Annotated in this window: 19 protein-coding genes; 4 read left to right on the top strand and 15 right to left on the bottom strand. The window is 29.3% G+C overall.

The window, feature by feature from the left end; translation table 11 throughout:
• Window positions 1–165: 165 nt before the first annotated feature.
• From glmS to HKO22_RS02665, 4 genes are all read left to right on the top strand, one after another.
• Entirely contained in the window at window positions 166–1,992 is a 1,827-nt protein-coding gene (gene glmS, locus HKO22_RS02680; RefSeq protein WP_169968335.1) for a glutamine--fructose-6-phosphate transaminase (isomerizing), read from the top strand.
• An 81-nt stretch (window positions 1,993–2,073) separates the two neighbouring features.
• A complete protein-coding gene (locus HKO22_RS02675; protein WP_169968333.1) occupies window positions 2,074–3,327 on the top strand; it encodes a hemolysin family protein in 1,254 nt (417 codons plus the stop codon).
• A gap of 34 nt (window positions 3,328–3,361) precedes the next feature.
• Window positions 3,362–4,141, top strand: coding sequence for a threonine/serine exporter family protein (locus HKO22_RS02670; RefSeq protein ID WP_075659150.1), 780 nt, complete (start codon window positions 3,362–3,364; stop codon window positions 4,139–4,141).
• Window positions 4,138–4,590 (top strand): threonine/serine exporter family protein, encoded by a 453-nt coding sequence (locus tag HKO22_RS02665; RefSeq protein WP_169968331.1) that lies wholly within the window; start codon window positions 4,138–4,140, stop codon window positions 4,588–4,590. The genes HKO22_RS02670 and HKO22_RS02665 overlap by 4 nt, the downstream gene beginning before the upstream one ends.
• Window positions 4,591–4,608: 18 nt before the next feature.
• Here HKO22_RS02665 and HKO22_RS02660 read toward each other — a convergent pair whose 3' ends face one another.
• From HKO22_RS02660 to tgt, 15 genes are all read right to left on the bottom strand, one after another.
• Window positions 4,609–5,760, bottom strand: a complete 1,152-nt coding sequence (locus HKO22_RS02660) for a TraB/GumN family protein (protein WP_169968329.1) — start codon at window positions 5,758–5,760, stop codon at window positions 4,609–4,611.
• A gap of 20 nt (window positions 5,761–5,780) precedes the next feature.
• Window positions 5,781–6,755: a hypothetical protein gene (locus HKO22_RS02655; protein ID WP_169968327.1), complete on the bottom strand. Its 975-nt coding sequence runs from the start codon at window positions 6,753–6,755 to the stop codon at window positions 5,781–5,783.
• Window positions 6,742–7,566: a hypothetical protein gene (locus tag HKO22_RS02650; protein WP_169968325.1), complete on the bottom strand. Its 825-nt coding sequence runs from the start codon at window positions 7,564–7,566 to the stop codon at window positions 6,742–6,744. The genes HKO22_RS02655 and HKO22_RS02650 overlap by 14 nt, the downstream gene beginning before the upstream one ends.
• A 7-nt stretch (window positions 7,567–7,573) precedes the next feature.
• A complete protein-coding gene (locus HKO22_RS02645; RefSeq protein ID WP_169968323.1) occupies window positions 7,574–7,996 on the bottom strand; it encodes a SoxR reducing system RseC family protein in 423 nt (140 codons plus the stop codon).
• 12 nt (window positions 7,997–8,008) lie between these two features.
• Complete coding sequence (gene aspS, locus HKO22_RS02640) at window positions 8,009–9,787, bottom strand: aspartate--tRNA ligase (RefSeq protein WP_075659155.1); 1,779 nt, start codon at window positions 9,785–9,787, stop codon at window positions 8,009–8,011.
• Between the two features lie 144 nt (window positions 9,788–9,931).
• Window positions 9,932–11,467, bottom strand: coding sequence for a Mur ligase family protein (locus tag HKO22_RS02635; protein WP_169968321.1), 1,536 nt, complete (start codon window positions 11,465–11,467; stop codon window positions 9,932–9,934).
• A 2-nt stretch (window positions 11,468–11,469) separates the two neighbouring features.
• Window positions 11,470–12,798 carry a coproporphyrinogen dehydrogenase HemZ gene (hemZ, locus tag HKO22_RS02630; RefSeq protein ID WP_075659157.1) on the bottom strand — a complete coding sequence of 443 codons (1,329 nt, stop codon included), beginning with the start codon at window positions 12,796–12,798 and terminating at the stop codon, window positions 11,470–11,472.
• Entirely contained in the window at window positions 12,795–13,421 is a 627-nt protein-coding gene (locus HKO22_RS02625; protein WP_169968319.1) for an MBL fold metallo-hydrolase, read from the bottom strand. Before HKO22_RS02625 ends, hemZ begins: the two co-directional genes overlap by 4 nt.
• A 7-nt stretch (window positions 13,422–13,428) precedes the next feature.
• Complete coding sequence (gene dtd / locus HKO22_RS02620; RefSeq protein WP_169968317.1) at window positions 13,429–13,878, bottom strand: D-aminoacyl-tRNA deacylase; 450 nt, start codon at window positions 13,876–13,878, stop codon at window positions 13,429–13,431.
• A gap of 4 nt (window positions 13,879–13,882) precedes the next feature.
• Window positions 13,883–16,027 carry a RelA/SpoT family protein gene (locus HKO22_RS02615; protein WP_075659160.1) on the bottom strand — a complete coding sequence of 715 codons (2,145 nt, stop codon included), beginning with the start codon at window positions 16,025–16,027 and terminating at the stop codon, window positions 13,883–13,885.
• Window positions 16,017–17,801, bottom strand: a complete 1,785-nt coding sequence (recJ, locus tag HKO22_RS02610; protein WP_169968315.1) for a single-stranded-DNA-specific exonuclease RecJ — start codon at window positions 17,799–17,801, stop codon at window positions 16,017–16,019. Before recJ ends, HKO22_RS02615 begins: the two co-directional genes overlap by 11 nt.
• A 203-nt stretch (window positions 17,802–18,004) precedes the next feature.
• Window positions 18,005–19,357 carry a thioether cross-link-forming SCIFF peptide maturase gene (scfB, locus tag HKO22_RS02605; protein WP_169968313.1) on the bottom strand — a complete coding sequence of 451 codons (1,353 nt, stop codon included), beginning with the start codon at window positions 19,355–19,357 and terminating at the stop codon, window positions 18,005–18,007.
• A 51-nt stretch (window positions 19,358–19,408) separates the two neighbouring features.
• The gene (gene scfA, locus HKO22_RS02600) at window positions 19,409–19,555 is read right to left on the bottom strand and encodes a six-cysteine ranthipeptide SCIFF (RefSeq protein WP_010242317.1); all 147 of its coding nucleotides are present in this window, start codon (window positions 19,553–19,555) and stop codon (window positions 19,409–19,411) included.
• 8 nt (window positions 19,556–19,563) lie between these two features.
• Window positions 19,564–19,863, bottom strand: coding sequence for a preprotein translocase subunit YajC (yajC, locus tag HKO22_RS02595; RefSeq protein WP_169968311.1), 300 nt, complete (start codon window positions 19,861–19,863; stop codon window positions 19,564–19,566).
• Window positions 19,864–19,932: 69 nt separating this feature from the next.
• Window positions 19,933–21,045, bottom strand: coding sequence for a tRNA guanosine(34) transglycosylase Tgt (tgt, locus tag HKO22_RS02590; RefSeq protein WP_169968309.1), 1,113 nt, complete (start codon window positions 21,043–21,045; stop codon window positions 19,933–19,935).
• Between the last annotated feature and the right edge of the window lie 2 nt (window positions 21,046–21,047).

Raw genomic sequence — 21,047 nt, 5'->3', positions numbered from 1 at the left:
AAAAATAATTTAAGCGCCTGAGCCCAAGTGGCTGACGAGGGGTAGAGTTATCGAATATCGGCGGATGCTCTAAAGGTTTCACAGCCTAAACATTTTACAAAAAATAAAAGCAATTTTATAACAAAATAGATGTAGTGAGTCTCTAATAAATTTGGAGGTAGAAATATGTGCGGAATAGTTGGATACATTGGAAAAAATAACGCAACAAAATTAGTGCTGGAAGGTCTTAAAAAATTAGAATACAGAGGTTATGACTCTGCGGGACTTTCTTTTATAAGAGATAATAAATTAATGACCTTTAAGAAAAAGGGTCGCATAAAAGTCTTGGAAGAATCCTTTGATCAAGATGAGTTTTCATCAAATATATCAATTGGTCATACAAGATGGGCAACTCATGGAGAGCCAAATGAAATAAATGCTCACCCTCACCTATCAAGTGACGGCAAAATTACCGTAGTTCACAATGGTATTATTGAAAATTACTTAGAACTTAGAAAGGATTTAATAAAAAAGGGTTATAAATTTCTTTCACAAACTGATACAGAAGTAATTCCAAATGTAATTGCCGATAATTATAAGGGCGATATTTTAGATGCCGTTTTTAAAGCAACTGAGATTTTAAAGGGTGCTTATAGCATTGGCATACTCGATGAAAAAGAACCTAATAGACTTATTGCTGTTAGAAATTCATCTCCACTTCTTTTTGCAATTTGCAAAGATGGGTATTTTATCGCAAGTGATATTACATCAGTAATTGAACATACAAATAAAATTATTTATCTTGAAGATGGCGATATAATAGATATCCGAGAAAATTCTTATACAATTTACGACAAAAACCATAAGAAAGTTGAAAGAGAAATAACTGAAGTAAATATTTCAGCAGCTGACGCATCTAAGGAAGGATACGACCATTTTCTAATTAAAGAAATTTACGAGCAACCTCGCGTCTTACGTGAAGTTATTTCTATCAAACACAATAATTATGTAATAAATCTCCCATTAGAAGGAAGTCTTTCACTTGAAGAATTAAAAAATATAAACAAGATTTATATAACTGCTTGTGGAACTGCCTTTCATGCAGGAGAAGCAGGAAAATATGCAATAGAAAATCTTGCAAAAATTCCAGTAATTTCTGAAATTGCTTCTGAGTTTAGATATAAGAATATGTTTGTAGATGACAAGTCCCTTGTTGTTTTTGTATCACAATCAGGAGAAACTGCAGATACTTTAGCTGCATTGAGAAAAGCAAAGACCATTGGTGCAAAAACTCTTGCCATTACAAATGTAGTTGGATCATCTATTTCAAGAGAAGCTGACAAGGTCGTTTACTGCTACGCTGGTCCAGAAATTTCTGTTGCTTCAACTAAAGCTTACACTACACAAGTTATTTCACTTTACTTTTTAGCAATGGACATTGCACTAAAACTAAAGGAAATCACTCAAGATCAGGTTAAAGATATAATTCAAAACATGGAGAAAATTCCGTCTCAAATCGAAGAAATCTTAAAACACAAAGATGAATTTAAAAAAATTGCAAATTCTATTAAAGATGCAAAATCAATTTTCTACACTGGAAGATCTCTTGACTATATAACGGCAAAGGAAGGTGCACTAAAACTAAAAGAAATCTCTTACATTCACACTGAAGCTTTCCCTTCAGGCGAATTAAAACACGGTTCCATTGCCCTTATTGAAGAAGGCACACCAGTTATATCAGTAGCAACTCAAAGTTCTATTTTAGAAAAAACAATTTCAAATAACCAGGAACTCCTAGCAAGAGGTGCCACAGTTATTTCTATTGCAGAAGAAAAAAATAAGTTTATCAAGGACTCTTCTGATGTAATTATTGAAATTCCAGACACAATAGATTTATTAACACCCCTTCTTGCAGTAATACCTGAACAACTAATTGCATATTACGCTTCAGTCTTACTGGGAAATGATGTAGACAAGCCAAGAAACTTGGCAAAATCTGTAACAGTAGAATAATTATAAGAGCTGCCTTTGTGCAGCTTTTTTTAGTTTTCATAAGGACTTTTCGGGTATATAATATAAACGGAGTTGAAATTTATGAATGAATACATATACCTTTTTATATCCATTGTTGCACTTTACTTTTCCTATTTGTTTACACTTATAGAAAATGCCTATCTTGCCCTTGGACCTGTGAAAATATCAAAACTAGAAGACTTAGAAGTTAAAAATCTTACAATTATAAAAAAACTTGTTAAAAAAGAAAATATTTATTCTTCAACGCTTATTTTAGATTATTTTTCCAATTCACTTACTGTGATTTTTATGTCCCTATTTTTCTTTTTTAAATGGCATCATATTGGCATGATTTTTGGAATGATAATCTCCACAATAATTGTAATAATCTTTGGCGAAAGCTTGCCTAGAAATCTTGGCAAAAATAATTATGAGAAAATTGTACCGAAGTACGCAAAATTTTTAAAATACTTAATAGTTTTTATGCGTCCCCTTTCAATGCTAATTACATTTTTATCTCAAAATATTATAAAAATAATTATTAAGGACAAAAGTTATAAGGAACCAATAATTACAGAAGATGATTTAAAAGATGCAATGGATCTTAGCATAGAAGAAGGAATTATAAACAAAAATGAGTCCATGATGATTCAAAATGTAATTGGATTTAAAGATACCTTTGCTAAAGATATTATGACTCCAAGAACTGACATTGTGGCAATTGATATTGAAGATGATTATGACGAAATCATCGAAAAAGTTTCTGAATATTCTTACTCCAGAATGCCAGTTTATCAAGATAATTTAGATAATATTATTGGCATATTAAATGTTAAAGAACTTTTCCACATGGATAGGGCAAAAACTCTTGCTGAAAACAAATCTTTTTTTAAAAAGCCTTTTTTCACCTACGAGTATAAACCTACGGGAACACTTTTTAATGAAATGAGGCAGCACAAATTATCTGTTGCTATAGTCACTGACGAATATGGCGGGACTGAAGGCATGATTACCTTTGAAGACATAATTGAAAAAATTGTGGGACAAATTTCTGACGAATATGACACAGAAGAGGATGAAGATATAATAAATATTGCTCCCGGAAAATATTTAATCGATGCATCAGTTAATATAGACGAAATAAATCAAAAATTTGGAACAGAACTTGAATGCCAAGAATTTGATTCTCTCGGCGGATTTATCATAGAAAATATCGACAGGTTTCCAAAGCTAAATGAAGTCTTAAATATTTCCGATTTAAAATTCACAATAGCAAAGAAAACAAAAAATAGAATTGAAAAAATAATATTAGAGTTTCCACAAAAGGATTTATAAAAAAACTCCATAGTATAATTTATGTGGTGATATAATGGCAAAAGTATTAAATAATATAAAAGATGCAAAGGATTTAATGAACCTTTCATTGTTTACAGGTGCACTATTGATTCAAAATGGAGCGGAAAGTTATAGAGCTGAGGATACTATTGAAAGAATTTGCAAGTCTGTTTCAAATATTTCTAATGTGTCCGCCTATGCCCTTCCCTCTGCAATTTTTATTTCAATGGAATTTGAAGGCGAAACTCTTAGTAATTTTAGAAAAATTACTATTTCTGATACAAATTTATATAAAATAGATGCTGTAAATTCTTTTTCAAGAGAATTTGTCTCAAAAGATATCTCAATTAAAGAGGCTTATGATATTCTTTTTCAAATTGATGGAACAGAAGAAAATCCATTAAAGATTTATATTTCAGGTGGAATTGCATCCTCTTTCTTCTCTGTTTTATTTGGAGGAGGTATAAAAGATTTTTTTGCTAGTTTTATTATTGGAATTTTTATTTCAGTAATTCTTGAAAAATTAAGCTATTTTAAACTTTCATTTTTTATAAATAATATTATCTGTGCCTTTATTACATCAGTTCTTGCTATTGTATTTGTATATTTTGGCTTTGGTTCAAATATTGATAATATTATTATCGGCGTTATAATGCTTCTTGTCCCTGGTGTTGCTATAACGAATTCAGTTCGAGACATTATGAGTGGAGAGTTTATTACAGGTGCCATAACTATGATAAAAGCTTTTTTTATTGCACTTGCAATTGCCTTTGGAGTAGGTGTTGGATTAAAGATCATGAGGTTTATAATATGAGGATACTTATTCAGTTTTTTTTATCAATGCTTGCAACTTATGGTTTTACAATTTATTTTAAACTTCCCAAAAAAGTTAGACTTGTAACATCGGCTCTTAGCGGTTTCATATGGATTATCTATGAGTTATTATTTGATTTAAGTGGAAATTATATAGTTTCCTTTTTAATTTCATCATTTTTAATTGGTATATTTTCTGAAACTTTTGCAATACATTTTAAAAAGCCTGCCACAGTTTTTACTTTACCCTGTCTTATACCTCTTGTACCTGGTGCTGGAATGTATTATATTATGTATTATTTCATTGAATCCAATTATATATTGATGCGTGAACAGGTTATTAAAACAACTTTAACTACATCTGCACTTGCTCTTGGCATAGTTTTATCTCAAGGTTTAGTTAGAATAATAAGAGAAGTAATAAAAAGTATGAAAGATAAAAAAAGGTAATGCTTTTCCATTACCTTTTTAAAATAAACTTTGAACAATTTTACTTCCTGCTATTATAGTTCCAATTGATGACCCAAGATTGGCTAGTATTACAACTAATAATGCCTTTAAAAATTTGTTATGAAGCCAACTTTTTATATTAAAAATATCATCAGCAATATTATTTACATCTTCCACTGTTGGCTTTTTAAGGCTCGCTTCCACAAGACCAGCAAACCATCCACATGCCAGCATTGGATTTATCGATGTAAAGGGAGCCGCCACAAAAGCTGTAATTACACTAAGTGGATGAGGAAGACAGAGAGCTGTGAAAATAGCAGCAAGTATTGAATTAAATAAAAACCATGATTTAATTTGCTCAATACCGGTGTCCATATTTTGTTTAAATCCAAATGCAATTAAAAGAACTATTAAAATTGGAATTAACCAAGGAACAATTTTCCCCATAAAAGATTTTGGTGGAACTTTATTAAGTTCATCTACATCTTGTTTTTTAAAAACTTCTTCTTCAACTCCAGGCGTATGTGCAGCACCTAGTATTGCAATTACTTTTTTACCAGGAGCATTTTTAATATTATATGCCAAATACTTGTCTCTTTCGTGTAAAAGAGTCGCCGCAATTTGAGGATAATCTTTCCCCATGTCTTCAATTGCAAGTTCTAAATTATCCCTTTCTATTAACCTTTGTAAATCCTCTTCAGATACATCTTCATCTTCATCCATTGCCATTAAAGAAAAAAATAATTTTATTTTTTCAAAAAATCCCATCTTTCTCCAAATACGCATAAAAGTAGTTTGAATACTTCTATCTGCTAGAACTAAATTTATTCCAAACTCTTCTGAAGCTTTTATCCCTTCAATCATTTCTTGACCAGGTTTAGTTTTTAACTTTTTTGCAATATTTTTTTGATATGATGAAAGAATTAAATTAGCAATTAATAGTGTAACCTTCTTTTGTTTAATTATGTCTATAATATTTGTATTTTTCCAAGCATCGGGTTTTTTTAAATTTTCATACCTTTGTTCATCTAGTTCAATACATATTGAATCTGGATTTTCTTTTCTAATAGTTTCTTTAACTAGTTCAGCACTTTCTTGAGATACATGAGCTGTAGGTATTAAAATTATCTCCTTGCCATTGTAATCTATTCTAATTAATTTATCCTTCATTTTTCTCCTAAATTTAAGAGTTATTCTCTTTCTTCTGTCAAAGTATAAGTCTCGCCATTTACTCTATTATAATAAGTGGTGATAAGTTTTTTATCTTCAGTTTTTTCACTCATAATAGTTTTATCAAAAACTTTTAAAGTGCTAATGCCCTTTTCTGTAACAATTTTAAAATTTTCTAGATAATTTACAGATGAATTTAAAATATCTATGCAAAAAGCATTTAGTGTTTTAAAATTATTTTCTTGTTCATCTTTTTCCTTATCGATGGCGTTTATACCTGCATTCTTTTCCGAACTCAATATTTTTATATTTTCATTTTCGCCAAAAACATTTTCATATATAGAAAAAAAATCTTCTTCCTCTTTTAATATATTTTCTTTTTCTTCATTTAATTGTGAAAATTTTGAGGTTTCATTTAATAAAATAGATTTTAGCATATAATTATCTCCATTTTTTAAATAATCAATAATCCCTAAATTTTCATAAGCTTTAAGATTGTGTTTTGCTATATTTTTATTTAAATCATAATTATAATATGAATTTAAAATAAACTGAATCATAATTAGATTGGATTTTATATCCTCTTCCGTTATATTATCTTTAATAAAATTTCCCTTTAAGGGCTTATAATCATATAGTTTTCCATTATCTATATTATAAAACTCATTAAAATTATTTTTACGAAAAGAAATCAAGGAATCTATTATTCCCTTGTTCATATTATCAATCTCTAAAGTTTTATCTCTTATAATGTCAAATTTATCTATTTCATTATTTATAACTTTAAGTTTTGATTTTCTATTATTGTTTTCTTGACTTAAAGTCTTGAACTTTTCTTCAGCTTTAGTTTTTTTCTCCAACAACAAAGAGTTTGCCCTTGATAGATTAAAGTATGAAGATTCAGTAGCTTTTAAATTAGAAAATCCAAGAAAGGAAAGGATTGTAGAAAAAATGATGAAAATAACTGATAATACAATATTTTTATTTTTGTTCATTTTTATCACTCTTTTCTAAAGCTTTTAATATTCCAAGATTTTTATAGTAATTAGAAACTCTTTCTTGAATAAAATCGTTTAAATAAACTAGATTTTCAGAATTTAATTTTCCAGTCTTATAACCCTTTCTCTCAATTTCTTTGTAAATATTTAATAAATTGTTTACATCTGAATAAATCTCGCTGAGAGAAGATGTTTCATCATTTATGTAGTAATAAATACTTGAGCTATATATTGAAGCATAAAAAATCAAGACATTGAGTTCTTTAGAATTTTTATTTAATCCTAAAATAGTTTTTACAAAACCATTAGAATTTTCCACCAAGGATTTTATATTAATCTCATTATAAATATTCTCGTGTTTGTCTAAATTTGATTTGCTGGAAAGTTCTAAAAAATCACTTACAGATTTATCGTAACCTTCTTTTTTATAAATATCTGAATCAAAATAATCTCCATAGGCAATAAGTCTCTCTTTTATTTCAGAAATTATTTTTTTATTTTTATCTAAATAATCTTTTTTTAATCTATTAATTTCTTCAGATTTATTTGATTCAAATTGATAGCCATATTTTTCATAAAATTCCTGTGACTTTAAATTAAATTCAATTTCTAGGGCATCGATGTTTTCAGTGATGCCCTTAGATTTGTTTTCAATAGAATTTATTTGCTCTTCAATTTTTTTATTCTCAGAAATCAATTCTGTAGAATATTTTTTGTTAGCAAAGGAGTATATAAAAAAAATCAGAGATAAAATAAAAACTATAACTGAAAAAATATAAAATATTTTATACCTGTTTTTACTAAACATTTCTCACCTACATTTTTTCGAGAAAAATATCACCCTTATTTGTTTTTTGAAATTTGTGATCTATTCTTTTTATAATTAAATAGGAAATAAAAAGAGAAATTATTCCCATAATAAGTGACATTAGTTCAATGTTTTTCATAAACATTTTACTCATTAAATAATAAGAAAGTGTAATTGTAAACATAAATAAAATTAAAGGAATTCCATATACTATAAACTTATATGAAAGTATGGATCTATCCCTAGTTTTAATTTTCACAACATCACCAACATCAGCAGATAATGTATTTGGAAATTCAAAAAGTTCCTTCTCTGATTCAGCGCATTTTGCACTACAAGACTCACAACTTTCTCCGCAAGCACTTTCTCTAGTAAATTCAACAAAAATTTTATTGTTCTTTTTTGCCTTAACAATTCCAAAACTTTCCATTATATCACCTTTTTATTTTTCTTCTAATACCTTAATATGAACTTCTTCAAGTTGCTTTTCTGTAAGAGATGTTGGTGCACCAGTTAATAAACAAGTAGCTGCTTGAGTCTTTGGAAAAGCTATTACATCTCTTATGCTATTAGCTTTTGTAAATAGCATTACAAGCCTATCTAAACCGTAAGCAAGCCCTCCATGTGGCGGTGCTCCATATTTAAAAGCTTCTAATAAGAATCCAAATTTTTCCTCTGCTTCTTCTTCAGAAAGTCCTAAAGCTTCAAACATTATCTTTTGAATTTCTGGATCATTTATTCTAATGCTTCCTCCTCCCATTTCATCACCGTTGATTACAATATCATAGGCCTTAGCTCTTGCGTTTTCTTTGTCTTTAGTTAATTTGTCAAGATCTTCATCCATTGGACTAGTAAATGGATGGTGCATAGCAACATATCTTTGTTCTTCCTCATCATATTCAAAAAGCGGGAACTCCGTTATCCATGTAAGTTTAAAATCATCTTCATCTATAATATCCATATCCCTTGCAATTTTATTGCGAAGATTTCCAAGTCCGCTATACACTACTGAATTTTTATCTGCTAAAATTAAAATTAAATCGCCTTTTTTTGCATCAAAAGCCTTAATAATTTCATTCATTTTTTCTTCTGATAAGAATTTTGCAACTGGAGATTCGATTTCATCCTCAACTCTAATCCACGATAAGCCCATTGCCTTATAATCTTTGACAAAGGATTCTAATTTTTTAACTTGCTTCTTTGAGTAAAAGTCACTTCCTCCATCAACTTTAATGCCTCTTACGCTTTTTCCCTTTTCAGTGTTTCCTTCAAATACTTTAAATCCGCAGTCTTTAACTATATGAGAAATGTCGTGAAGTTCCATTCCAAATCTTAAGTCTGGCTTATCGACGCCAAATCTGTCCATAGCTTCAGAATATTTCATTCTCTTTATTGGAAGTTCAATATCTTTATCTAAAATTTCTTTAAATAATCTTTGTAAAAATTTTTCGTTAATTTCCATTACATCTTCTTCAGTTACGAAGCTAAGCTCCATATCAATTTGAGTAAATTCAGGTTGTCTATTTGCTCTTAAATCTTCATCTCTAAAGCATTTTGTTATTTGAATATATCTATCAAAGCCTGCAACCATTAAAAGTTGTTTCATAAGTTGTGGAGATTGAGGTAGTGCGTAAAATTTACCTGGATTGACTCTACTAGGCACCAAGTAGTCCCTTGCTCCTTCAGGCGTAGGTTTAGTTAACATTGGAGTTTCAACTTCAATAAATCCATTCTCATAAAAAAAATCACGAGTTATCTTATAAATTTTAGAACGAATCATGAGATTTTTCTGCATACTTGGTTTCCTTAAGTCCAAAGTTCTGTATTTTAATCTCATATTTTCAGAAACATTGTCATTGTCTTTAACATAGATTGGTGGAACTTCAGACTCACTTAAAATTTTAAGTTCACTTGCAAGAACTTCAACTTTTCCAGTTTCAAGTTCTTCATTTATTGAAGATCTCATTCTAACTTTACCCTTGACAGCAATTACAAACTCACCACGAAGATGAGATGCCTTTTCTAAAAGTTCATCACCAGATGTGTCGTCAAATACTATTTGTGCAATTCCACTTCTATCTCTAAGGTCTACAAAAATAATTGAGCCAAGGGATCTTTGCTTTGCAACCCAACCCATTAATGTGACTTCATTTGAAATCATTTCTTCTGAAATCTCATTGCAGTAATTACTCCTTTTGAGACTTCCCATTTTTTCAGCCATATTTCCTCCTAAAAATTAAACTCCAAGCCTCAAATGGTTTGGAGCTTAGTCGTTAACACTATAAAACGATTTGCGATTTATTTAATTAAATGTTTCTCATAATCTCTAATTTAATTATAAAACAAGGTCTTTTAAAATTCAACTTTAACAGATTCTGTTGTCTATTCTATTAGAAAATCCCTTAATATCTTTAACCTTATTCTCATTTAAAAGTTTTTCTTTTGCAAACTTTGCACCTTTATCCATTCCTTGACAACCTGCAAGTAAAAGTACATCTCCATTTTTTGATAGATCTATTGAATTATTTACAGCTTCTTCTAGAGTATCATAAATTTTGCACTCAATATTATTTTCTTTTAAGATTGATTTAAAAATATTTAATTCATCTTCTGTAACTTTGTCCTTTTGCTTGACAGTATCTTTAGATAAAGTTGCAGATAGATTTTTTGGTCTTAATATTTTAATCCACTTAACTAATCTTTCTGTGATTTCTCTATTGACTTCTACACCTCTATTTCCCCTTATTGCATATAATATGTTTAAATTATTATATTTCATCATTTTAAGAGTTTCCATAGTGGCGTCAATATTTTTTTCATTTGCAAAGTGATCGTCTAAAATTTTAAAATCTTCGTCGAAGATTAACTCGAATCTCCTTTCCACGCCTTTAAAATTTTTAAGGGCATCTTTAATTACATTTTTCTCGATTTTTAGACATAATGCCACAATAATAGCGACTACAGAGTTCATTACTGAAGAATATCCAACAGAACCAAGTTCAACATAAATGCTAGATTTTTTTATTGTAAAATCTTTTAATTCTACATCCCTGTTAATATTAAAAATATATTTTCCCTTACCTGTAGATAAATCTAAATTAGAAATTCCAAAATCCGCATTTTCATTTTCCAAAGAAAAAGATAATACTCTTGCCTTAGTTTTATCTTTTAAAGAGTAAATCATTTCATCATCTGCATTTAAAATTGCAATAGCGTCACTTTTTGCATATCTAATAAGTCTTGATTTATAGTGGAAATATTTTTCAAAACTTCCATGTTGATCTATGTGTTCTCTTCCAAGATTATTAAAAGTAACTATATCAAAATCAATATTTTTATCCCTAAAAAGTTCTTGTGCTGATGATGAAACTTCCATTGTAACATCTGTGATGTTTTTATCTAGCATATCTCTTATATAAGATTGAAGAATTAGAGATTCTGGAGTAGTAAGAACTGATGGGATCTTTACATCAGCATATCTTGTTAAAACTGTTCCTATAATTGCAGTATTTCTTTTATCTTCTTTTAAAATAGAATCTACCATAAAGGCTGTAGTCGTCTTGCCATTTGTTGCTGTAATTCCAATTACTCTAACTTCCTTTGATGGATCTTTATAAAAATTTGTCGCCATATCCGCCAAGGCAATTCTAGAATTTTGAACTTTTATTTGATTTATGTCAACATCAACAAAGTTTTCTACTACAGCAATTTCTGCACCTAATTTTTTTGCCTTTTTAATATATTTGTGCCCATCAGTTATATATCCCTTTATGGCAACAAAAATAGCATCTTCTACTACATCATCCGTATGAAATGCTATCTTTTTTATTTCTTTATTTTCATCTATTTTAAAATTTGCATCAACAATGTTTATATTTTTAAAAATTTCGCTTAATTTCAAAATTATCTCCTCGTTAAATATTCTTCAAGATTTTTAGAATTTAACTTTCTATTAAATTTTCCCCTTGAATCTAAAATTTTTGTGCTGGCTCCAAGTCCAAATCCAATTATATTTTCGAGTTCCTCCATCATTACAATATTGTAGATCGAAGAATAACCTTTTTTTGCATATCCAACATTTTCTGAACTTATAACTGATTTTTTCTGCCTATATATATAATAAGGCTCATAACTTGAGTTTAACATAAGAGTTTTAGATTCCCTCAAGAGATCGCTGTAATCTTCTTTATTAATATAATTATTTTCAAAAAGTTTTGATCCATTTTTTAGTGCCAAAGTATGAATTGTAATGTTTTCTGGAGAAAATTCTATTGCTTTCTTTATAGAATTTAAAATGCTTTCTTTACTTTCGCCAGGTAATCCCATTATTAAATCCATGTTTATAACATCAAAACCAATTTCCCTAGCCTTATCAAACCAATACTTAATATTTTCATTTGAAGTTCTATTCAATTTATTTATTACATTTTCGTTAAAAGTTTGTGGATTTAAAGAAATTCGATTAACTCCATTGTTCTTTAACATTTCTAAAATTTCAACATTAAGGCTGTCAATTCTTCCACACTCAACTGTAAATTCCTTTGTGTTTTTAAATTTTTTTAAAATAACATCGATAATTTTCTCTAAATTATTAAGTCCAATTGATGTGGGAGTTCCTCCACCAATATAAAGGGAATTAGGCTCACTTAAAAAATCTAATTTGTAGTTTTTTATATCTTCAATTAAGTTTTTTGTGTATAAATTCATCTTTTCCTTGTTCTCCACAGTTGTGTCAAAGGAACAATAAAGACATCTGCTCGGACAAAAAGGTATGTGAACATAAACATTGTAATTTTTTGTACTTGAATTATTTCTAACTTTTTCCTGATTCTTATACACTCTATATAAAAAATCTATGTCTTCTCTATTTATTCTATATTTATCAAATAAAATTTTTTTTGAATTCTCATAGGAATTACTTTCAAATACTTTTGAAATAAGCTTTAAGGGCCTTACACCAGTTAAAGTTCCAAAGCTGCTATCAAAATCTTTATAATTTGAAAATAAATCAAATAAAAATCTCTTTATAATAAAGTGTGGACTTTCCCCTTTTATTATTAATTCTTCACTTTCTTTAATTCTATTTCCAAGAACCTCAATATAAATAACTTTTTCTTCGACTTTTATTTTTAAATCAATATCTAATTTTTTATAATCCTTTGGAAGTTTCATCCTAAAAAATTCAAAAATCGACTTTTTTAGTCCTTCACTCTCATTTTCAATTGTAATCATAATCTTTTCAAATAAGGATTTGACATTTTTTCATAGATCATTTGTGATTCCGCACCGTGCCCTGATAATATATAAATTTCATCATCAAGTTCCTTGAGTCTTTTTAAAGATTCAATCATAAGTGAAGGGTCAGATTCAGGAAAGTCTGTCCTTCCAATGGAACCATTAAACAATGTATCTCCTGCAAATAGATAATTTTTAAAAAGATAGCAAACAGAACCAATTGTATGTCCTGGAGTTGCAATAACTTTTATTTTATCATTAGAAAAAGGAATTTCATCTCCATCTTCTACAAATACATCTACATTTGAAGCCTCAATTTGAAGTCCAAAGGCTGATTCTCTCACTTCCTTTGGGTTCTCCAAAAAGTTTTTATCGTTTTTGTTTAGATATACTGGTGCATTAAATTTTTTAACCAATTGAGCTACTGCTCCCACATGGTCAAAGTGACCATGTGTAAGCAGTATATATTTTATATTTAAGCCATTTTTTTCAATTGCTTCAATTATATTTTCGCTTGAACCACCAGGGTCAACTACAAAAGCATTTTTATTTTCGTCAAAAAGAATAAAACAATTTTCCTGTAATTCTCCAACAACTAATTTAATAATTTTATATTCCATAATTCACCTAAAATTCCTTATTAGAATCCAATAAAATTGTAACAGGACCATCATTAATAAGTTCCACATCCATATTTGCACCATATTCTCCATGAGAAACTTTTATATTTAATTTTTCTAGTTCCTCAATAAACTTATTGTACAAAAGAATTCCATCATTAAATTTTGCAGAACGAACATAACTAGGCCTATTCCCTTTTCTTGCATCTCCATATAAAGTAAATTGACTGACTACAAGAATTTCTAATCCATAGTCTAGTAATGATTTGTTCATTACACCATCTTCGTCATCAAAAATTCTAAGCTTTATAACTTTTTTTATAATATAGTCCAGATCTCTTTCATCGTCATTAGCTTCTACTCCAAGGAGCACCATTAGTCCCTTATCTATTTTTGAAATAACTTCTCCCTTTACAGATACGCTGGAACTTTTTACTCTTTGAACTACTGCTCGCATTTTATCACGCCTTTACTCTATATACCTCGAGAACATTATTTATTCTCTTTAATTTTTCCATCAATCTTTCAAGCTCTTCACTATCAGTAATTTCAACTGTTATGCTAATTACTGCATCTCCATTTTTTATAACTTTAGCATTTAAATAAGAAATGCTTAGTTTTGAATCATTTACTCTATTTGCAATGTCTCCAATTACATTTGGTTTGTCAAAGGCTCTTATCTCAATAGATGCACTGTAACTTGTGGCATTGCTATTTTGCCATTTAACTTCAACAAGTCTTGAAGGATCAATATTATTTTGCATATTTTTGCAATCTTTTCTATGGACAGATATTCCCCTTCCAATAGTAATATATCCTACTATATCATCTCCAGGAACTGGCGTGCAGCATTTTGCAATTCTTACATTTACACCATCAACGCCTTTAACTTCAATTCCTTGACTATTGTATCTTTTTCTTAATTGAACAATTTTTTCAACATCTTTTTCATCTTTTTTATAAAATTTATTATAGATATCAATAAGTTTAGCAGTTACTTGTGCCGTTGTAATAGTTCCAAATCCCACTGCAGCATACATTTCATCAAGGCTTAGCATGTTTAATTTATCCCTAACTTGTTCTAGCCAATCATCACGCAAAATCTTATGAACCTCATAGCCCTGTTTCTTTACTTCCCTTTCAATGGCCTCTCTTCCTCTTTCAATATTCTTTTCTTTATCCTTAGCTTTAAAATATTGAGAAATTTTTTTACGTGCTTGTGGACTTTTTACAATTTTAAGCCAATCAAGAGAAGGACTAGTATTAGGATTTGTAATAACTTCAACTATATTGCCACTTTGAAGAGTATAATTTAATGGCACAATTCTTCCATTTACCTTTGCACCAACACATGTATTTCCTACTTGGGAATGAATTCTATAAGCAAAGTCAATTGGAGTAGACCCTTCTGGTAAATTTATTACATCTCCTCTTGGAGTAAATACAAAAACTTCATCGGCAAAAAAGTCGATCTTTAAAGTGTCCATAAAATCTCCAGGATCATTTAAATCTTTTTGCCACTCTAAAAGTTGTCTTAGCCAAGTTAAGTTTTCGTCAAAAGCAGTTTCTTTTGAAACGCCAGCTTTATATTTCCAATGAGCCGCAATACCATATTCAGCAGTCTGATGCATTTCATAAGTTCTAATTTGAACTTCAAAGGTTTCTCCATTATTGTCGATAACAGTTGTATGAAGAGATTGATATTGATTAGGCTTAGGCATTGCAATATAATCTTTAAATCTTCCCGGGATAGGTTTAAAAAGTGTGTGGACTACTCCTAGTGCACCATAACAATCTTTCACCGAGTTTGTTAAGATTCTCACTGCCGATAAATCGTAGATTTCATCAAAAACCTTTCCTTTTTTCTTCATTTTTTTATAAATAGAATAAAAATTCTTAGGTCTTCCCTTAATTTCACATTTAATTCCAACTTTTTCCAAGTTTTCTTTTAAAATGGAAATAATATGATTTATGAGATCTTCTCTTTCATTTCTTCTTTTATTTACCATTTCAACAAGTTCGTAATAACCTTGCTCATCTAAATATCTCAAGGACAGATCTTCAAGTTCCCACTTAATTCTACTCATACCGAGTCTATCGGCAATGGGTGCATAAATCTCAACAGTTTCCTTTGCCTTTTCAATCTTTTTAGCATCAGTCATGTATTCTAAAGTTCTCATATTATGAAGTCTATCTGCGAGCTTTACTATTATTACTCTAATATCCTGTGCCATAGCAAGGACCATTTTTCTAATATTTTCAGCTTGTTTTTCTTCCTTATTTTTATAATTTAATTTTTTTAACTTTGTAACGCCATCAACTAAATCTGCAACTTCTTGACCAAATTCATTTTTAACGTCTTCTAGAGTCACATCAGTATCTTCTACTACATCATGGAGAAGTCCTGCTACAATAGTTGGGGTATCCATATTCATATCAGCAAGTATCAAACTTACATTAAGTGGATGAATAATATAATCTTCTCCAGAATTTCTCTTTTGTCCCTTATGATGCTCTTCAGCCATTTTGTAAGCATTAATTATCATATCAAAATCGGCATTTTCATTATAAGATTTTACTTTTTGAATTAATTCATCAATTAACATTATTTTCACCTGTAATTCTATAGTTGTTTATTTTTAATTGAATTGATGTATTTCCATTAAATATATTCAACTCTAAATTAAAAACTATATCTATAAAAATATTTGACGGTCTACCTTGAAGTAGTGCCATCACTTCTTCCCTTCCATAAAATTTTGCAAGATTATTTAAAAATATTTCATAATCCTCAAATAAAGTCGCCGTATAATTTATATTGTTTTGAAAAAGCCTCATCTTTAAAAAGTTTTTATTTTTCCCTAGGATATTAAGATTGTTAATTTTTAAATTTTTAGAACCAAATTTTGGAGCAGAGTTCCCATTGCCAAAGGGTGCGAGCCTTTCAATTTCTTTTACTAAATTCATGCTAATATATTTTAATTCCAAATTTCCGTCTATATAAACTTTTCTAATTAAGTCTTCTTTAGTTAAGCTTTCTTTCTCATCTACATCTTTAATAAATTCATCTAGGCTTTTTAGAGGCATTGACAAACCACAGGCCATTTTATGCCCACCAAAAGTAGTTAAAAATTCTTTAGATTTTGAAAATTCTTGGAACATATTGTATTCTTCAATACTTCTTCCTGAACCCTTTATTAAGTCTTTGGAATTACTTAGTACAACTGTTGGCCTATAATATTTTTCTTTTATTTTTCCTGCAACAATTCCAAGAATAGACTCATTAAGTCCCTCTTCATATAATATAAGAACCTTATGTTTATCTAAAAGATTTTCTCTAATTATTTTTTCATCTATTATATCAAAGGCTTCAGTGGTAAGCTTCTGTCTTTCATAATTAAGTTCACGTAGTTTTTTTGCTTTTTCAAGAGCCAAATCATAATTATTTTCAAGTAGTAATTCTAGTGCGTCCTTTGCAGAATCTAGTCGTCCGCTAGAATTTATAGTTGGTCCAATAATAAATCCCAGATGATATACATCCATATCATTTTTCTTTATATTAGAAACCTCAATTAGTGCATTAAGACCCCTATGTTTAGTATCTCTTAAATATTTCAAGCCCTCTGAGACAATTATTCTATTTTCATTTTTAAGCGGCATTACATCGCAAACTGTTGCTATTGCAGCGAAAGGCAAAAAACTCTCGTAAAATTCATCTTTATCTACACCTTTAATTAAAAATAGATATTCAATTAATTTAAAAGCAACTACTGCCCCACAAATTTCAGCAAAGGGATAATTACAAGAATTTTGTTTTGGATCAATAACTGCATTAGCATCTGGAATTAATTCTATCTCTTTATCCTTTTCAAATTTTTTTGGAACTTCGTGATGATCAGTTATTATAATATCAATTCCCTTAGATTTTGCATAAAGAACGGCATCTCTTGCAGCAATTCCGTTGTCACAAGTAATTATAAGCTTCACTCCATCATTATAAGCCCTATCAATTAAATTATTATTAATTCCATAACCGTCCTCAACTCTATGTGGAATGTCATAGGACACATCAGCGCCAATTTTATTAAGCCCTGAATACAAAATATAAGTGGAAGTAACGCCATCTACATCGTAATCACCAATAATTCTAACTTTATTTTTCTTAGCAATGTGACTCAAAATTAAATTAGAAGCCTTAACCATATCCTTTAAAAGGATAGGTGAATTTAAATTTGAAAGCATGGGATCTAAAAAACTTTTTATTTCTTCTTCAGTATTAATTTCTCTATTAATTAAAATTTTATATATAACATTATTAATGCCCAGTTTTTTATAATCTATTCCTGGATCTTTTTTATTTTTAATAAACCATCTTTCCATTTAATCACCACTTTATATGAAGTTTATTATATCAAAAATTATCATTAAGGTAAAACTATTTGAATCATCTAGATTAGATTATGCTCATTACTATAAATTTAAAACTATAAATTTAAATGTAATAACTTGATTTATAAATTCAAAACTCAAAACTATCTTAATTTTTACAAAATAAAAGAACCCCTAAGGGTTCACAAATAAAATTATTCTTCATTTGCTATAACTGAAATTGCACATTCAATCCTTTTCTTTTCCATTGTACACCCAACTTTATAAGGCTTACTTATATCATTATTACTATAATAAGCATTAGCATGACATCCACCTGAACAATAATATCTAGCCCAACATGATGGACAGTCTTCATTAGTATAAACATTTGAATTTTTAAAAGTACTTCTAAGATCAGTGTTTAAAATTCCATCATCGACATTTCCTAATAAAAATTCTTCTTCTCCAACAAATTGATGACATGGATAAATTTCTCCTTGAGGGGTAATTGCAACATATTCAGAGCCTGCACCACATCCAACAGTTCTCTTAACTATACAAGGGCCTTGTGATAAATCAATTATAAAGTGAAAGAAAGAAAAATCCTTATCCTCTTTTCTAATGTTGATGTAATCCCTGCTCATTTTTTCGTATTCACTTAAAATCTTATCTAAATGTTCTTCTCTGATAGCATAGCTTTCTTTTTCGTCAGTAACTACTGGCTCAATAGAAGTTTTTTTAAATCCATGAGAATAAAAATCCTTTAAATCTTCGGAGAAATCTAAATTTTCATTTGTAAAGGTTCCTCTGATAAAGTAATCCTTATCTCCTCTTTTATCAATAAGCTCTTTAAATTTTGGAACTATTACATCATAGGAACTCTTGCCATTTATAGTTGGACGCATTTTGTCGTTTACCTCTTTTCTTCCGTCAATAGAAAGAACGACATTATCCATATTCTCATTAATGAAATCTTCAATTTCTTTATTTAAAAGCATTCCATTAGTTGTAATAGTAAATCTAAAATGTTTGTCATGTTTTTTTTCTTCTTCTCTTCCATAAGCCACAAGTTTTTTTACTAGGTCGAAATTCATAAGTGGCTCACCCCCGAAGAAGTCCACCTCAAGATTCCTTCTATTGCCAGAATTTTTTATCAAAAAGTCCAAAGCCTTCTTTCCAGTTTCAAAGGACATTAAACTTCTGTCGCCCTTGAAATCTCCCTGAGAAGCAAAGCAATATTTACATCTTAAATTACAATCATGAGCCACATGAAGGCATAAAGCCTTTACAACATTTTGTGGATTATATTTTGGAAGTTTAAAATGTTCGTCTTCAGAAAATAAAAGTCCTTCCTTTACTAAATAATCTATTTCTTCATAAGCTTCCAAGGTATCTTGTTTATTATAGATTTTTGAAAATTTTTCTATGACTTCATCTTTTGACATTTTTTCATAATCATTTATCATTTCATAAACAATTTTTTCAACAACATGAACTGAACCACTTGCAATATCAAGCACTATATATCTATCGTTTAAATAAAATTTGTGAATTCTTTCTACCATCTTTACTCCTTTACCATTCTTTAACAAAATAAAAGCAAGGTTTCCCTTGCCTTAGTTTTCAGAATTTTCACATTTTTGATTTCCAACTGTGCAACTAGTTTTGCAAGCTGATTGGCAAGATGTTTGACATTCGCCACATCCACCTTTTTCATAAGTTTTTTTAAGATTTTTATTTGTAAGTGTCTTTATGTGCTTCATAATTTCTCCTATTCTTCTTCAACATCTTTAAGTTCTGAATTCTTTTTATAAGTACCGTTAATTCCCCACTTCATTATTTCAATTTTTGAATTGTCTGATGAAGTTTCAATAACTAAATAATCTTCCTTAATAAGAATAATTTTTCCAATTATTCCACCGATTGTTATTACTTTGTCGCCTACCTTTAAATTTTCACGCATTTCGTTTATTTCATTTGCTTTTTTCTTTTGTGGTCTTATTAAGAAAAAATAAAAAATAACAAACACCAATATTAAAGGAATAAAATTTAACATTGCGTTTTGATTCATTATTAACCCCTTTCTTATAATATAATTAATAATTACATTATACATTTAATTACATGACTTAACAAGAAATTATTTATACCCATACTTCTTGTAGAAATCATCTTTATATTCTAAAAAATAATCTCCCCTTATTGACTCTCTAATATTTTTCATCATATCTAATAAAAAATATAGATTGTGAATAGTTGCAAGCCTCATTCCAAGTATTTCATCTACATTAAATAAATGTCTAATATAAGCCTTAGAGAAATTTCTACAAGTGTAACAATCGCATTCTTTATCAAGTGCGGAAAAATCTTCTTTGTAAAGAGCATTTTTTATTGCAATTTTACCATTGTGAGTAAGAACAGTCCCATTTCTAGCAATTCTAGTTGGAAGAACACAGTCCGCCATATCAACTCCTCTTTCAACTGCTTCAAATAAATAATCAGGACTACCTACTCCCATTAAATACCTTGGCTTGCTTTCTGGCATAAAATCAGTTGTGAAATCTAAAATATCGTTCATAAGATCAATTGGCTCTCCAACAGATAAACCTCCAATAGAATAGCCCTTAAAGTCCATATCAACCATTTCTCTCGCAGAAATTTCTCGTAGATCTTTATACATTCCACCTTGGATTATTCCAAAAAGAGTTTGGTTATCTGTGTTTTTATGATGTACTTTGCACCTTTCTGCCCACCTAAGAGTCCTTCTCATAGAATTGTCTATGTACTCATGACTTACCGGATAGGGTGCACATTCATCAAATGCCATTATTATATCTGAGCCTAGAATATTTTGAATATCTATGGATTTTTCTGGAGATATAAACATCTTACTTCCATCAATATGACTTCTAAAGTGAACTCCTTCTTCAGTTATTTTTCTATTGTCTGAGAGAGAAAAAACTTGAAATCCACCAGAATCTGTAAGAATTGGTTTGTCCCAATTCATAAATTTATGAAGTCCTCCTGCTTTTTCTATTATTTCAGTACCAGGTCTTAAAAATAAATGATAAGTATTTGAAAGAATTATCTGCGAACCAATTTCTTTTAACTCATCAGGAGTCATTGTCTTTACAGTTGCTCTCGTGCCTACTGGCATAAAGATTGGTGTTTCAATTTCACCGTGATTAGTTGTAATTTTGCCAAGTCTTGCCTTTGAATCCTTGGCAGTTTTTAATAACTCAAATTTAAACATAT

Origin of the sequence: Peptoniphilus faecalis (genome assembly GCF_012976305.1) — a bacterium.
Classification (GTDB): domain Bacteria; phylum Bacillota; class Clostridia; order Tissierellales; family Peptoniphilaceae; genus Peptoniphilus_A; species Peptoniphilus_A faecalis.
Note: the sequence above shows the minus strand (reverse complement) of the source record. Positions and strands in the feature narration are given on the sequence as shown.

Excerpts from the sequence above, each read along its gene's own strand:
- HKO22_RS02615 (WP_075659160.1), bottom strand. The coding sequence starts at position 16,027 with ATGTTAATTGATGAATTAATTCAAAAAGTAAAATCTTATAATGAAAAT.
- HKO22_RS02665 (WP_169968331.1), top strand. The coding sequence starts at position 4,138 with ATGAGGATACTTATTCAGTTTTTTTTATCAATGCTTGCAACTTATGGT.
- hemZ (WP_075659157.1), bottom strand. The coding sequence starts at position 12,798 with ATGATTACAATTGAAAATGAGAGTGAAGGACTAAAAAAGTCGATTTTT.
- HKO22_RS02655 (WP_169968327.1), bottom strand. The coding sequence starts at position 6,755 with ATGAACAAAAATAAAAATATTGTATTATCAGTTATTTTCATCATTTTT.
- scfA (WP_010242317.1), bottom strand. The coding sequence starts at position 19,555 with ATGAAGCACATAAAGACACTTACAAATAAAAATCTTAAAAAAACTTAT.
- tgt (WP_169968309.1), bottom strand. The coding sequence starts at position 21,045 with ATGTTTAAATTTGAGTTATTAAAAACTGCCAAGGATTCAAAGGCAAGA.
- HKO22_RS02625 (WP_169968319.1), bottom strand. The coding sequence starts at position 13,421 with ATGGAATATAAAATTATTAAATTAGTTGTTGGAGAATTACAGGAAAAT.
- HKO22_RS02660 (WP_169968329.1), bottom strand. The coding sequence starts at position 5,760 with ATGAAGGATAAATTAATTAGAATAGATTACAATGGCAAGGAGATAATT.
- HKO22_RS02645 (WP_169968323.1), bottom strand. The coding sequence starts at position 7,996 with ATGGAAAGTTTTGGAATTGTTAAGGCAAAAAAGAACAATAAAATTTTT.
- recJ (WP_169968315.1), bottom strand. The coding sequence starts at position 17,801 with ATGGAAAGATGGTTTATTAAAAATAAAAAAGATCCAGGAATAGATTAT.
- yajC (WP_169968311.1), bottom strand. The coding sequence starts at position 19,863 with ATGAATCAAAACGCAATGTTAAATTTTATTCCTTTAATATTGGTGTTT.
- HKO22_RS02670 (WP_075659150.1), top strand. The coding sequence starts at position 3,362 with ATGGCAAAAGTATTAAATAATATAAAAGATGCAAAGGATTTAATGAAC.
- dtd (WP_169968317.1), bottom strand. The coding sequence starts at position 13,878 with ATGCGAGCAGTAGTTCAAAGAGTAAAAAGTTCCAGCGTATCTGTAAAG.
- HKO22_RS02650 (WP_169968325.1), bottom strand. The coding sequence starts at position 7,566 with ATGTTTAGTAAAAACAGGTATAAAATATTTTATATTTTTTCAGTTATA.
- HKO22_RS02675 (WP_169968333.1), top strand. The coding sequence starts at position 2,074 with ATGAATGAATACATATACCTTTTTATATCCATTGTTGCACTTTACTTT.
- scfB (WP_169968313.1), bottom strand. The coding sequence starts at position 19,357 with ATGGTAGAAAGAATTCACAAATTTTATTTAAACGATAGATATATAGTG.
- aspS (WP_075659155.1), bottom strand. The coding sequence starts at position 9,787 with ATGGCTGAAAAAATGGGAAGTCTCAAAAGGAGTAATTACTGCAATGAG.
- glmS (WP_169968335.1), top strand. The coding sequence starts at position 166 with ATGTGCGGAATAGTTGGATACATTGGAAAAAATAACGCAACAAAATTA.